Annotated in this window: 10 protein-coding genes; 2 read left to right on the top strand and 8 right to left on the bottom strand. The window is 55.4% G+C overall.

What is annotated here, in order from left to right:
- Nucleotides 1-9: 9 nt before the first annotated feature.
- Nucleotides 10-2133 (bottom strand): phospho-sugar mutase, encoded by a 2124-nt coding sequence (locus Dvar_RS39080; protein WP_419658871.1) that lies wholly within the window; start codon nucleotides 2131-2133, stop codon nucleotides 10-12.
- A 213-nt stretch (nucleotides 2134-2346) separates the two neighbouring features.
- Here Dvar_RS39080 and tsaA point away from each other — a divergent pair, with 213 nt between their 5' ends.
- Nucleotides 2347-4062 carry a tRNA (N6-threonylcarbamoyladenosine(37)-N6)-methyltransferase TrmO gene (gene tsaA, locus Dvar_RS39085; protein WP_419658872.1) on the top strand — a complete coding sequence of 572 codons (1716 nt, stop codon included), beginning with the start codon at nucleotides 2347-2349 and terminating at the stop codon, nucleotides 4060-4062.
- Between the two features lie 64 nt (nucleotides 4063-4126).
- Here the strand turns inward: tsaA and Dvar_RS39090 are convergent, their stop codons facing one another.
- The 4 genes from Dvar_RS39090 to Dvar_RS39105 all read right to left on the bottom strand — a co-directional run bounded on the left by Dvar_RS39090 (nucleotide 4127) and on the right by Dvar_RS39105 (nucleotide 6547).
- Nucleotides 4127-4288, bottom strand: coding sequence for a hypothetical protein (locus tag Dvar_RS39090; protein WP_419658873.1), 162 nt, complete (start codon nucleotides 4286-4288; stop codon nucleotides 4127-4129).
- Nucleotides 4289-4292: 4 nt separating this feature from the next.
- Nucleotides 4293-4526 carry a hypothetical protein gene (locus tag Dvar_RS39095; RefSeq protein WP_419658874.1) on the bottom strand — a complete coding sequence of 78 codons (234 nt, stop codon included), beginning with the start codon at nucleotides 4524-4526 and terminating at the stop codon, nucleotides 4293-4295.
- A 414-nt stretch (nucleotides 4527-4940) separates the two neighbouring features.
- Nucleotides 4941-6041: a sigma-54 interaction domain-containing protein gene (locus tag Dvar_RS39100; RefSeq protein WP_419658875.1), complete on the bottom strand. Its 1101-nt coding sequence runs from the start codon at nucleotides 6039-6041 to the stop codon at nucleotides 4941-4943.
- A 137-nt stretch (nucleotides 6042-6178) separates the two neighbouring features.
- Nucleotides 6179-6547 carry a cupin domain-containing protein gene (locus Dvar_RS39105; RefSeq protein WP_419658876.1) on the bottom strand — a complete coding sequence of 123 codons (369 nt, stop codon included), beginning with the start codon at nucleotides 6545-6547 and terminating at the stop codon, nucleotides 6179-6181.
- Nucleotides 6548-6830: 283 nt separating this feature from the next.
- Here Dvar_RS39105 and Dvar_RS39110 point away from each other — a divergent pair, with 283 nt between their 5' ends.
- Complete coding sequence (locus Dvar_RS39110; RefSeq protein WP_419658877.1) at nucleotides 6831-9317, top strand: response regulator; 2487 nt, start codon at nucleotides 6831-6833, stop codon at nucleotides 9315-9317.
- 11 nt (nucleotides 9318-9328) lie between these two features.
- Here the strand turns inward: Dvar_RS39110 and murB are convergent, their stop codons facing one another.
- The 3 genes from murB to Dvar_RS39125 are packed head-to-tail and all read right to left on the bottom strand — an operon-like array spanning nucleotide 9329 to nucleotide 13901.
- On the bottom strand, nucleotides 9329-10351 hold the full coding sequence (gene murB, locus Dvar_RS39115) for a UDP-N-acetylmuramate dehydrogenase (RefSeq protein ID WP_419658878.1): 1023 nt from the start codon (nucleotides 10349-10351) through the stop codon (nucleotides 9329-9331).
- Nucleotides 10341-12359, bottom strand: a complete 2019-nt coding sequence (locus Dvar_RS39120) for an alpha amylase C-terminal domain-containing protein (RefSeq protein WP_419658879.1) — start codon at nucleotides 12357-12359, stop codon at nucleotides 10341-10343. Before Dvar_RS39120 ends, murB begins: the two co-directional genes overlap by 11 nt.
- A gap of 24 nt (nucleotides 12360-12383) precedes the next feature.
- Nucleotides 12384-13901: an SDR family oxidoreductase gene (locus Dvar_RS39125; protein WP_419658880.1), complete on the bottom strand. Its 1518-nt coding sequence runs from the start codon at nucleotides 13899-13901 to the stop codon at nucleotides 12384-12386.
- Between the last annotated feature and the right edge of the window lie 32 nt (nucleotides 13902-13933).

The following is a 13933-nucleotide window of genomic DNA, read 5'->3' on the forward strand; positions in this document are numbered from 1 at the left end:
CCGTACGGGTCAAACAAGCTCTAAAAAATCCACAACCCCTTGTCCAAATCGCGCGGCAAAGGCTCCATCCACTTTCTGCACGGGATTGGCTCCCAGAAAAGCCAACAGTTTTTTCATTTTTTGCTTTCGTTCACCAGCATCGGCGACATTTTTAAGGGCGGCAAGCTGATCTTCAATGGTAAAATACTTCAGCTTGTCAGAAAGGGGCAACTGCCAGAAAAGCAGAAACCCCCGCTCGGGAAAATCCACACCCAAAATCTGATAACAATAGCCCATGAAGGCACGTTCCAACTGTTCCCTGATGGCAACGAGCGACGATTTAACAGCATTGATGGTGGACGGGTCGAATGGCTGGCCAAGGACTTCAATATAGATCTTGAACTTGGGTTCGGTACCCGAGGGCCGCACGGTGAGACGGATACCGCGGGTCCCTTGCAGCGGCTTCAGCCTGAGAATCAAGACGTTGCGCGAAGCGGTGTCAGTGCGAGAAAGATGGGGTTGGGGATCACCCTGCCAGCGGTCGATCTTCTCGGTGACCGCAAATTCTCCGATGCGATCAATGGCGTTTTCCCGCAAGTGGGACATGATGCTGGCGATCTGGCCGATGCCTTTGGCACCGAGCAGGCGGATTTCGGTCAGGTAGTTGTGGCAGTAACCGTATTTGGCATACACGTCGTTTAAATAATCCACCAGGGTGCGGCCCTGGGCCTTGAGCTGTGAGGCCACCTCGGCCAGCCACACGGCGGCACCGGCCGCATCCTTGTCGCGGGCGTAGTTGCCCATGATATATCCGTGACTCTCTTCGGTGCCCATGATGAAATCGCCCTGGCGGCCGTCCGCCTCCAGTTGGTTCATGCGCGCACCGATGTATTTGAACCCCACCAGCAGATCGCCGATACAGCCAACGCCGTTTTCCCGGGCAATGGTGTCGATCAGCGAGGTGGTCACATCGGTCTTGATGATCACGCTGCCGGCCTCAAGCCGTCCCTTTTTACGGAATTGGTCGATGGCATACTCACACAGCACGATACCGATCTCATTGCCGCTGATAAATTGCCACTGCCCTTGGTGACGCACCATGATGCCGATGCGGTCGGCATCCGGATCCGTGCTCATGATCACATCCGCATCGATGGCCTCGGCATTGGGCTTGGCCGTGTCAAAAGACTGAACCACCTCTGGATTGGGAATGTTGAAGGTAACGTTTTCAAACGCGCCGCTCAAGTTGGCCGTGGCCGGGTCCAGATGAATATCAAATCCCATGGATTTGAGCACCGGATAAACCGAGGTTAGGCCCGTGCCGTGCAGCGGGCTGTAAAGGATCCGTATCCCCCTGGCATCGCTGAGCTGTAGGCTGGCCACGGCCTGCTGGTAGGCCTCGTCCACCTCGGCACCGATCATGGTCAGCAGCCCTTCCTGTCTGGCTCGGTCAAGGTCAATGATCTGAATCGAGCTCACATTGCCGGCCACCTCGTCGACCAGCTTCTGGTCATACGGCGGAATCAGCTGGCCGCCGTATTGATCGTAAACCTTCTTGCCATTGTCCGTCGGCAGGTTGTGGCTGGCGGAAAACATGCAACCGGAAATGGCGTTTAAATGGCGAATGGCAAAGGAAAGTTCCGGGGTGCTGCGGGTGCCGTCGAACAAAAAGACCCGGATGCCGTTGGCCGTATACACCTTTGCCGCCGCCTCGGCCAACTGCCGGCAGTCGAGATCTTTGACCGGATTGGGTCGATCATCGGCATATCGAGCGGTATCGGTGAACTGCCGCACATCGTAGGCCAGGGCCAGCCCGCGTTGTTTGGCCGACTCGCCATGGACCTTCACCAGATACTGGCTGTGACCTTGGGCCGAGGCCTGGATGGTCCACTGGTTGATACGATTGGGGCCGATGCCCACCAGCCCCCGCCGTCCACCGGTTCCAAAGGGAATTACCTGGTAAAATGAATCGAGCAAAAAGTCCCACTGCCCGGTTTCGATGAGATGCTCGATCTGAGGCACATAATCGCTATAAATATCCTCGTTCAGCCAGGTGTCCAGCCATTTCAGCGCGTCTGTTTTGAAGTGCGCGGGAAGGTCAAGGGTTTCAAATCCTTTTTTTGCTTTTTGAACCAGTGTCTGGTAATTGAGCATGCCGTTGTCCTTGAATGTTCAAAAGGGTAATCAAATGGGGGCATCACTTTGCTGGAAAGGAAATGCAGCTAAGCTAAAGTCACAGCCCCCAATCGATCCGGGAGGGGTTCAATGTAGTATATGGGCGTATTATTTCACTTTTTTTTGATGTTGACAATGACCGATGTCAAGCGGTTGCATCGTTAGAACCCGATAAGGAGTTTGACAGCCCCCATGAACGCCAATGACCGAAAAATATTCGGCACCCTGTTCTTTTCCATTTTTGCGGCGGTCACGGGTGTGGGCATCGTCGTCCCCCTTTTACCCGTCTACGCCCATGACCTGGGTGCCAGCGGGATCTACATCGGTTTAATCTTTGGCGCATTCTCCCTTTCGCGGACCTTTTTCCTGCCCTATTTCGGCCGTCGCTCCGATAAAAAAGGACGCAAACCACTGATCGTTACCGGGCTTTTTTCATACGCCGTGATCTCCGTGGCATTTATCCTTTCCAAGGGCGTTGAAGCCCTGATCGTCATCCGGTTCATTCAGGGGATTACCTCGGCCATGATCATGCCCGTGGTCCAGGCCTACGTGGGCGATATCACCCCCAAGGGCAAGGAAGGCTGGATCATGGGGCTGTTCAACATGTCCCTTTTTATCGGCCTTTCCGCCGGCCCACTGCTTGGCGGGGTCATCAAGGATCGCTTCAGCCTGCAAGGGGCCTTTGCCTGCATGGGCATCCTGTCGATTCTCGGATTTGCCTTAAGCCTTTTGTTCCTGCCCCCCGTGACTGACGAACACGTGGTCAAGAAAGGACTGCCCCCGCTGGCCTGGTCAAAAATCATGAAGGATCGGACCATCATCGGGCTTTTCGCTTACCGCCTGGTCCATACGGCCTGCATCGGCATCATCTGGGGATTTTTACCGGTGCTTGCCGACACTGATTTTTCAATTTCTGCATCGGCCATCGGTATCCTGGTGATGATCGGCGTTTGTGTCAGTGGTATCATTCAAATTCCCATGGGATGGATCGCTGACCGGGTCAACCGTAAAGTTATGGTGTTTCTGGGAGGACTGATCACTACCGGCGCCGTGTATGGGTTTAACCATGCGACCGGTTTCAATTATCTGTTCTGGGACAGCGTAGCCTTTGGCATCGGCGGCGGTATCGCCATGCCGGCCCTCATGGCGGCGGCGGTTCTGCGCGGCAGTTTGATCGATGCCATGGGATCGGTCATGGCCCTTTTAACCGTAGCCCACAGCCTGGGAATGCTCATCGGCTCGGTAATGGCCGGCGTCATGATGGACATGTTCGATTTGAAATTGGCCTTTACACTTGGCGCGGCGGTGATGATATTGGGGACGATCCTGTTTATGGCCTGTACTTGGCGTACTGATTTAAACACCGGCGCGACCCCACCCCCGCGCCGCCCCAAATACCCGAGGTCTGATATGGCAATCCCCTTTTCTCCCATCGGCGTCATCCACACGCCGTTTACCGATCTGACCGGCATGCCGATCCAACCGGCCGGTGCCAGGGATGTAATCGGTAAAATCGTTCTTGACCCCCAATATGAGCCGGGGTTGAAAGATCTGGATGGTTTTTCGCACCTGATTTTGATCTACCATTTTCATCGATCAAAAGGATTTCAAATGACGGTCGAGCCCTTTCTGGACACGGTGGCCCGCGGCCTGTTCGCCACCCGGGCGCCGCGCCGACCCAATCCCATCGGCCTGTCCATTGTAAGACTCTTGAATGTTGAGAAAAACGAGTTGACCGTTCAGGGCATCGACGTTCTGGACCAAACACCGCTGCTGGACATCAAACCCTGGGTGCCTGCCTTCGATATTCAGGGCGAGGTGCGGGTTGGATGGATGGAAAAAAGACAAGGCCATGCCCATGAACAAAAATCCGATGACCGGTTTGTGGAGGAAAAGCGAAAGCGCTGAGTTTTCTTACCGCGCCCTTAAGGTTTTTGCAGCACTTGAGGGTCTGTTACTGCTTCGTCCTTATTTAGGCAGGCATGGATTTTTGGTTTTTGGGTTTCATCGTCTGGGATGATACCAATACCCGGTGCAACTGCTCTATCTGGATGGGTTTGCGGATGTAATCATCCATTCCGGCGGCCATGCAATCCTTGCGGTCTTCCATCATGGCGTTGGCCGTGGTGGCCACAATTTTAGGCTGCCGCTTTGGCCTTACCCTCAAGAATAGCACAGGTATCGAACATCCCGGTTCCCTTCGGCCCCAGCGTGACCGCCCCCTCCAGGCAAAAAAAGTCAAGTGCCTGCTCACCGGCTTGAATCGCTTTGATCAGTTCCCGATAAACCGACGGCGGATGACTGGAAAGCGATGGGTGGTACAGGATTTCAATACCCGCGCTCTCACATTTCAGAATGCGCGTATGGGCCACGGCAGATCAAGCACAGTGATAGAGATTTCCTATCACCAACCAATCATTTCGCTCCCATTGCCTCAGGCGCCTTGCGCACTAAACTTATAAACAAAGAGAAACGGATCATTGATAACCGAAGAATTCAAAAGGTTGGATAACCTGAAAATAAATGAGGTGATAAAATGGCTGAAAACTATATCGCTGTAGATACCAATACAAATACCGGCAGAAACAAGCACAAAAGATCAGCTGCTACCAAACCGAGAAAGGGCTTATGGGCAAGATATATCGATCGCCTGGCAGCCACCCGCTGCACCCTTACCCCTCCGGAATGCAGGTAATGGCACACAAAACAGGATGATAGTTCCTTAGGTCGTAGCTTCCGGGCGGCTGAGTTAAATCCTCTTATTGAGACATGATTGCCAAACAGATTCAATCCATGGATGACGCATTGGAAGAAGCCGCTAAAAATCGATACAAGGTGGATCGTCCAACCCCCAGATAACGCGCAGCCCTGGACTTATTGCCACTGCAATGATCCAGGGCCTTGACTACGCGCTCGGCATCCAATGGGCAGTTTTTATCGGCGGGCGCGCTCTCCTTTAACTCAAGCGGCAAATGCCTTGTGTCGATCACACTGCCGCGACTTTTCACAAAAGAGAAATGAACGGCATTTTGAAGTTCACGCACGTTGCCAGGCCATTGATAATCGATCATGACTGCCAATGCCTTGTCGGTGAATGCCATCGGCTGACGTTGGTAACGGGCTGCCGCCAAATTCAGGAAGTGCTGCGCCAGAAGCGGAATGTCCATCTGTCTGGTCTTGAGCGGCGGCATGTGGATGGGCACCACATTGAGTCGATAGTAAAGATCCTGCCGGAAGCGCCCTGAACGCATTTCTGTTTTGAGCGGTTTGTTGCTCGCGCTGATCACCCGCACATCAACGCTGACAGTTCGTTCTCCCCCCACTTTTTCAAACTTTTTACATTGCAGCACCCTTAGCAGTCGAATCTGGATGTAGGCAGAAAGATCCGCCACTTCATCCAAAAAAAGCGTTCCCTGGTGGGCCAGTTCAAATCGCCCTTTGCGTGAACGTCCGGCACCGGAAAACGCTCCCTTGACATGGCCGAACAGTTCGCTCTCGACCAAATTTTCAGGTAGTGCACCGCAATTGACCGCCACAAAAGCGGCATCACGGCGGGGGCTATGGTCGTGAATCGCCCTGGCAACCAGTTCCTTGCCGGTCCCGGTGGCACCAGAGAGGCATACCGGGTAGTCATAGGGCGCAACGTCCAAGATATAGCTGAAAACCGCCTTCATCTTGGGATCTTGACCAATGATGCCGGGAAACGGTGAGAATGACGCCCGCACGTCCGGGCCCGCTGTTTTCGCAGCGGAACCGGATGGCCCCGTGCCATGGGCCCAGGCCGATGTTTTCCGTTTAACGACAAGGGGCAGATCGTCATAAACAATCCCGTTGAGGACTTCCAGTGGAAAGGGACCGTTGACGTCGTGGGTCGGTTTGATGGGCATGGTGTCACCTCTTTGGGGGCTTAGACAAAAAAGAATGCCAGAGGAAGACGAGATTCTATCAGAATGCCAGAAGCAAAAGTGATTGGCAAACGTTAAAATCAGATTAGATACAAACAAAAAAGAAAGAATCAGGCTTGCTATGTATCGATATTTTCATACGCACCGGGAACAAAGCGCGGGGTGCATAATGCCAAAAAGACAAGGTCCACGCGACCGGTATTGGAAATCTGCTGAGGGCTGTCGGGGGGGATGATCACCACGTCCCCAGGACCGACCGGCCGGGCAGCTTCACCGTCCACCGACACCATTCCCATACCTTCAAGAATCACATAGCGCTCGGTAATTTTATGCAGACGGTGCAAACGGGTCGTCACCCCGGGACGGACCCGTGCCCGGGCAATGGAAAGATCCGGATCATCCGGGGTATTGGACAGCTCCAAGATAAAACATCCCTCGACAAAGTAATATTCCAACTGGGGGTTGATTTTGCGAATGGTTGAAGTCATAATAATTTCAACATATCCTACTGTAATGATGACGATTGATCGTCGGTCCCATACACTTGAAGTGCTTGCGTTATATATAGTATCCATCCAGAAATGGCCAATTTGCCCGATATCGGCGTTGCGCGAAAAATTTAATCCTCGGAATATCAACCATATGCCTGTGGTTAAATTTTTCTTCGCGCCTTGATCTCGACCAAATTTTCCTATTTCTGGATGGACACTACCTAATTTTCCCGGTTCGTGCAAAATCAAATTGAAATATGCCCCCAGGCAGGAAATAAAGATGCAAAAGGGACGAACCATTTTGGTCATCGACGATGAAGCCACCGTATTGAAAAGTATTGCGGCATGCCTGGAAAGCAGGGGGTGGCGGGTCATTCAAGCCGAAAACGGGCGTAAGGGGCTGGACCTTTTCAAGCGTAATCAACCCGACCTGGTTCTGACCGATCTGCTAATGCATGAAATAGACGGGTTGACGGTTCTGTGGCGCATCCATGAAATCGATCCCGACCAGCCGATCATCGTGGTATCCGGCACCGGCCGAATCACGGACGTCGTCGACGCATTGCGACTGGGGGCGTGGGACTATATTGTCAAACCCATCGAAAATATGTCCATCGTCCTGCATGCCGTGGACCGGGCCTTTGAGCGCAGCGATCTTTTGGCCCAAAACCGCGCTTACCAGGAAAATCTGGAAGCGCTGGTAAAAAAGCGGACCGCCGCACTTGAACAGGCCAACAGCCATCTATCAACAATCAATACCCGTCTTAAAAAAGTGGTTGCCACCACCCGCGGAATCTCGTTGTACGACGATATTGGCAAGTTCGGGGCAACCCTGCTCAGCCAATTCGCCAAACACATGCTGGCCACAGGGGGCAGCCTGTTTTTGCTGGAATCGGATGGACTACACCTGTTGTACACCCTGGATCCAACACATGTTCCATGTTTTATCCCCTTTCCACTGCAGGAAAAGTCGGTTCTGGGCCGTGTGCTCCAAAGCCGCCGCCCTTTGCTGGTCACAGATATCACCAAGGAAAAAAACCTGCGTTGCAGTGGATGGGAGCAATATCCCAATGGGTCGGCACTGGCGTTTCCCCTGATGGACGAAAATAGCCAGATCATGGGCGTGATCACCTTGCACAGCAAGACCCCCCCGCCTTTTATCGAGCAGGACAAGGAAATCGGTGCCATCCTGGCGTCCTACAGTTTTGAAACGCTCCGGGCGGCCAGGACAATGGAATCGTTGAGGGAAAGCGAGGCCCGTTTTCGGGAACTGGCCGAAATGCTCCCCGAAGCGGTGTTTGAAACCGATCTGAACATGATCCTGACCTTTGCCAATCAAAAAGCCGCCGAGATTTTTGGATATTCCCGCAAGGATTTGTCCAGTGGCTTCAATGCCATGGACATGTTCATCCCCCAGGATCGGCGGCGAGCAACCGTCCATCAGCCCCGCCCCATGGATGATCATGCCGCTGGGGCCGGAGCCGGTCGATATACCGGACTGCGCAGGGATGGTTCCACGTTTCCAATGCTGTTTCACATGGTGCCCATAAAAAAAGATAACAAAACGGTTGGCTACCGGGCAGTCATTGTGGATATCACCGATGAAATGATCCTGAGAGATCATCTCAAACAAGCCCAAAAAATGGAAGCGGTGGGACAGTTGGCCGGCGGTATCGCCCATGACCTCAACAATATGCTTTCCCCGATTCTCGGCTTCAGTGAAATGCTGCTTGAAGACCTGGATGAAAACGATGAACACCGGGAATCCGTGGATGAAATTATTCGTGCTGGGATGCATGCCCGCGACCTGATTCGCAAACTTCTGGCATTCAGCCGAAAACAGACGCTGTCCGTCAGGCCGGTGAACATCAACACGGTTTTGAAAGAATTCGAAAATCTGTTACGCCGGACAATCCGTGAAGACATTGAAATAGATATCATCACGGCGCCCCGGCTTCGGGCGTGCATGGCAGATGTCGGTCAGATCGAGCAGGTCATCATCAACCTGGCCATCAACGCCGCCGACGCCATGCCCGATGGGGGGAAATTGACCATCACCACCAGTGTTGAGCGTCTGGATCCCGCGCATCCGCACATGGAGCCGGAAATGCAGCCGGGTTCCTACGTCATGCTGACGATCAGCGACACCGGCCATGGCATGGATGAGGCGACATGCCGGCAAATTTTTGAACCGTTTTTTTCCACCAAAGGGATTCGGGGAACCGGACTTGGATTATCCACGGTCTATGGGATTGTAAAACAGCACGAGGGCAGCATTCGGGTCGACAGTCATCCGGGCAGTGGATCGCGGTTTACCATCTATTTACCCGTTTGCAGCCAAACAAAGGTGATAAAAACGACCAGCCCGCCGGCAGGTGACAACCTGAAAGGAACGGGCGCCATTCTGCTCGTGGAAGACGACGCCCAGGTCCGCAAAATGACCCACACCATGCTTGACCGGTTAGGATATACAGTCATTGTTGCCAAAAACGGTGATGCAGCGATGTCGGCCCTGGACACCCATGGCAGTCATATCGATCTGATGCTGACCGACGTGGTACTTCAGGGCATGAACGGACGGGAGCTTTATGCTCGGGCCGCAAAAGCGTACCCCAAACTCAAGGTCCTTTACATGTCCGGGTACTCTGACGACATCATTGCCCACCACCGGGTACTGGAACAAGGCATGAACTTCATTGAAAAACCATTTTTAGCCCGCGATTTGGCGAAAAAGATCAGCGAGGTGCTTGGGGAAGGAGAAGCGTAAGTCCCCAGCGATTATTGATCTGGGCCGACAACCCGAACCTCCCGTTCCAGATGGATCCCATAGCGCTGGTCAACGGATTGCCTGATCTGCTCGGACAGGTCCAGGATTTCCTGCCCGCTGGCCCCTCCGCGATTGACCAGCACCAGGGCCTGCCGGTCGTGGACAGCGGCCCGGCCAACGCATCGGCCCTTCCAGCCGCAACGATCGATCAGCCAGCCGGCGGCCAGCTTGAACCGGCCATCGGCCTGGATATAATGGGGCAGATCAGGATAACGCTCGAGCAAATTTTCGAGCACCCCATATTCAACCACGGGATTTTTAAAAAAACTGCCCGCATTGCCAAGGACAGCGGGATCGGGCAATTTATGCTGCCGGATATCAATGATGGCCTGGCGCACGGTGTTGAGGCTGGCGCCCCCCAGCGCCTGAACCGCCTCACCCACGCCGGGATAGTCAAGCACAAACCGGGGATGCCGATCGAGGCGCAACACCACTGCCGTAATGATGAACCGGTCCTGCCCTTCTGCCTTGAATCGGCTGGACCGATACCCGAACCCACACTCCCCGGCGGAAAAAACAACCCGCTGGCCGGAAGAAATGGCAACAGCCTCCACACGGTCGATGACCGTTCGCACTTCCACCCCGTAGGCACCAATATTCTGCACGGCACTGGCCCCCACGCTGCCCGGAATCAGGGACAGGTTTTCGATCCCCCCCCACCCCTTATTCACGGCAAAGGCCACCAGATCATCCCAGGTTTCACCGGCCATAACCTTGATCCACAGATGGTCTTTGTCTTGTTCAACAATGTGGATGCCCTTGACCATGGGATGCAGCACGGTACCGGGAAAGTCGCCGGCAAACAGCAGATTGCTCCCCCCCCCCAGGACCAGGTGTCTTGATTCTTTAAAAGCGTGACGGCTGATGAAGTCATCGATTTCCGATTCTGCCTCAAAACGCACGTAGCGGTCGGCAACAGCCTCGATTCCAAAGGTATTCAGGGCTTTCAGCGAATAGTTTCGTTTAGATTGCATGTTTCAAGACCAATGCCGTGCGACACGGCAGATAAAGCTGAAGTTGGCTGCCCCAGGGATTGTCCTCGGCCTGATGGGGGTGATGCACCTGTCCGGCCACCAACCGGCCATGGCCGCCAAACTGGCGATCATCCGTATCCAGCACCATGCGAAAGCGCTCCGCCGGGGCGGGAATGCCATAGCCGGCAAAGGATTGGGTGGGATGGAAGTTAAACGCAAAAATCCATCCGGCGCGCAAAAAGGCAATGATTTTGTCGTGATCATGCTCCCACAATAGAGATGGCGCACCCTTGGCCAGCAGTTCAGCGGTGTCGATCAAACGAATCATCTGCCGATCAAAACGGGCCAGCAGATAATATTTCAGCTGCGGATCATCCACCAGACACCACTGACGCCGGGCATAGGCATAGCTCCAGTTGTTACCCTCCCGGGGAAAATCGATCCACTCGGGATGGCCGAACTCATTGCCCATAAAATTGAGGTAGCCACTGCCCGCCGTGGCCAGCGTAATCAACCGGATCATTTTATGCAGCGCCATGGCCCGTTCAACCCCCAGATCCGGATCATCGAGGGCCATGTGCCGGTACATGGCGGCATCGGCCATACGGAACATCAGGGTTTTGTCTCCCACCAGGGCCTGGTCGTGGGATTCGGTGTAGCTGATGGTTTGCTCTTCCTGCCGTCGGTTGGTCAACTCGTACCACAGGTGCCCCATGGGCCAGTTCTCGTCGGGCGTGTCCTTGGTCAGCCGAATCCAGTGGTCAGGCACCCCCATGGCAAAACGGTAGTCAAACCCCACCCCGCCCGATTCGACCGGAAGGGCCAGTCCCGGCATGCCGCTGATGTCTTCGGCCACGGTCACGGCATCGGGCCGCAGACGATGGATGACCTCGTTGGCCAGGGCCAAGTATGCCAGGGCATCCTCATCCACGGTTTCGTTGAAGTAATCGTCATAGCCGGTAAAAGCCCGTTCCAGACCATGGTGGGTGTAGAGCATGCTGGTGATGCCGTCAAACCGGAATCCGTCCACATGAAAGGCATCCAGCCAATAGCGGCAATTGGAGAGCAGAAAATGAACCACTTCCGGTTTACCATAATCAAAACAGCGGCTGTCCCAGGCATGATGGCGGCCACGCGGACCTTGATGGAAATACTGGTATTGTGTTCCGTCGAAAGCCCCCAGCCCCTCAACCGTGTTGGACACGGCATGGGAATGCACCAGATCCATGATCACGGCCAGCCCCTGTGCATGAGCCGCATCGATCAGCGCCATGAGGTCCTCGGGTGGGCCAAAGCGCGACGAGGCGGCGAAAAAATTGGATACATGGTAGCCAAAGGAGCCGTAATAAGGATGTTCCTGAACTGCCATGAGTTGAATCGTATTATAGCCGGAGCGGACGATTCGCGGTAGGACATTCTCGGTAAACTCAGCCCACGTGCCGATCTTCTCGGCTTCCTGGGCCATGCCCACGTGAACTTCATAAATCAGGGGCGGTCGCTTTGATCGCCGGAAATCCGGGCATCGCCACACGTATGGCGTGTCCGGGGCCCACACCTGGGCATTGAAAATCAGGGTTCGGGGGTCCTGGACCACCCGCCGGGCATAGGCCGGGATGCGGTCGCCCGCACCGCCGGGCCAATGGATGCGCAGTCGAAAAAGATCCTGGTGATGCAATGCCCCCAAAGGCAGATCGATGGCCCATTGACCGCTATCGCCGGTCCGGGTCAGGGCAAAAGCGGCATCTTCCTTCCAGCCCGAGAAATCTCCCACCAGGTAGATGGCCGTGGCGGCCGGTGCCCACTCCCTGAATGTCCATCCCTTGCCGGTCCGGTGCAAACCGAAATGCTCGTGACCCGAAGCCAGGTCCAATAAATCCACGCGACCTTCGGTAAGACGTTCATGCATATGGCGAATATGGTCGAGGCGCCGGGTCAGATCCTCACGGTGGCTCTTGAGGTAGGGATCCGCTGCGATCAGGTGGTCGACCATGGTAGTGATATCAGTCATGTTTTGTCCAAATCCAATCCAGTATTACAACTGACATTCAAACGACGTGTCAATCGTGTCCTTTTCAGGCCCCCGATAGACGGGGAGGCCGGTTTTTTGGGCAACCGCCCGCAGCATGCCCTCAAAAAGCCATTGGTGGGTGGGAAGCAGCACGTACCAGTAAAGCATGCCCAAAAGGCCGCGGGGCAGGAAACGCGATACCATTTTCAAACTGACCCGACCCGGTCCCTGTGGATCGATGAGAAATTCAAGCAGGGCATCCCCCGGTGCCTTCATCTCCGCCAACAGCAGCAGTCGGTGGGGCGGCTCAACGGCAATGACCCGCCAGAAATCCAGGCCGTCCCCCACCCTCAGGGTTTGCGGTTGACGCCGCCCCCGGCGTAGCCCCGGCCCGCCGACCAGGCGATCCATCATGCCCCTTAAGCGCCATAGTTGCTGGGCAAAATACCAGCCATTGTCGCCGCCAATGGCTTCCACCGTCCGCCACACGGTTTCGGCCTCGCCTTCCACGACGATACGGTGGGCGCCCCCCAGAACCGTGCCCCCGGCATAGTCGGCATCCCCGCAGGTGGTCCACTCGGGCGGCAGGCTCCCCCCGCCGTCGAACCAGCAGGTCTCCACCTGCGCCTGACGGACCCGGTCCAGCGCCCTGCCGATGGCCTGCCGGGTATCGGTCAGCCGGATCGGAACCAGCTCTCGGATGCGGTTGTCTTGGCACACCACCGGAATGCTCAGCCCTTCGGCCAACGGCTGGGCAATGGATGATGGGATCGGGGTGACCAGATGAACCCACTTGGCGCTGAGCCATGGGGTGAGGACCGGCACCGGGATGATCATACGCCGCCGCAATCCGGCTTCACGGGCATAGATTTGGATCAAGTCCCGATAGGTGAGCACATCCGGCCCGCCGATATCAAAGGTCTCACCGGCGGTTGCAGGAGCGTTCAGACATCCTTCCAGGTAATCCAGCACATTGCCGATGGAGATGGGTTGACAGGGCGTCTTGACCCACCGCGGCGTAATCATCAGCGGCAGCCGATCCACCAGATAACGCAGCATCTCAAAAGACGCGCTGCCCGCGCCTAAGATCATGGCCGCCCTTAGGATAGTTACCGGCACCGAACCACCGCTGAGGATCCGTTCCACCTCGTGACGGGATTTGAGATGACGGCTCAAGGCTTCATGATTCTGATCGCCCAATCCCCCCAGGTAGACAATTCTCGACAACTGATTTTCCCGGGCCGCGGCCACCATGTTCTCGGCCGCTGTCCGGTCGGCGTCGGCAAACCGGCCTTTGTGGGCGTTCATGGAATGGATCAGGTAATAGGCCACGCCGCACCCTTGGGCCGCCCGGACAAACGAATCCCGGTCCAGGGCATCTCCAGGCACGATCTCCAGCCGTTCGTGGCGCCCCCAGGGCCGGCATGAAAGGCGTTGGGGCGAGCGGGCCATGGCACGCACCCGGTGGCCGGACGATAGCAGTCGCGGGATGAGTCGTCCGCCCACATAACCGGTGCCACCGGTAACCAAAACTGAACGCATTGATGTTGTCTGCATTGAAAATAATCTTAATC

Origin of the sequence: Desulfosarcina variabilis str. Montpellier, from assembly GCF_048565275.1 — a bacterium.
Taxonomy (GTDB): Bacteria; Desulfobacterota; Desulfobacteria; order Desulfobacterales; family Desulfosarcinaceae; genus Desulfosarcina; species Desulfosarcina variabilis.

What these genes read in the sequence shown, in the direction of transcription:
- Dvar_RS39080 (WP_419658871.1), bottom strand. Translation starts at nt 2,133, where the DNA reads ATGCTCAATTACCAGACACTGGTTCAAAAAGCAAAAAAAGGATTTGAA.
- tsaA (WP_419658872.1), top strand. Translation starts at nt 2,347, where the DNA reads ATGAACGCCAATGACCGAAAAATATTCGGCACCCTGTTCTTTTCCATT.
- Dvar_RS39100 (WP_419658875.1), bottom strand. Translation starts at nt 6,041, where the DNA reads ATGCCCATCAAACCGACCCACGACGTCAACGGTCCCTTTCCACTGGAA.
- Dvar_RS39105 (WP_419658876.1), bottom strand. Translation starts at nt 6,547, where the DNA reads ATGACTTCAACCATTCGCAAAATCAACCCCCAGTTGGAATATTACTTT.
- Dvar_RS39110 (WP_419658877.1), top strand. Translation starts at nt 6,831, where the DNA reads ATGCAAAAGGGACGAACCATTTTGGTCATCGACGATGAAGCCACCGTA.
- murB (WP_419658878.1), bottom strand. Translation starts at nt 10,351, where the DNA reads ATGCAATCTAAACGAAACTATTCGCTGAAAGCCCTGAATACCTTTGGA.
- Dvar_RS39120 (WP_419658879.1), bottom strand. Translation starts at nt 12,359, where the DNA reads ATGACTGATATCACTACCATGGTCGACCACCTGATCGCAGCGGATCCC.
- Dvar_RS39125 (WP_419658880.1), bottom strand. Translation starts at nt 13,901, where the DNA reads ATGCGTTCAGTTTTGGTTACCGGTGGCACCGGTTATGTGGGCGGACGA.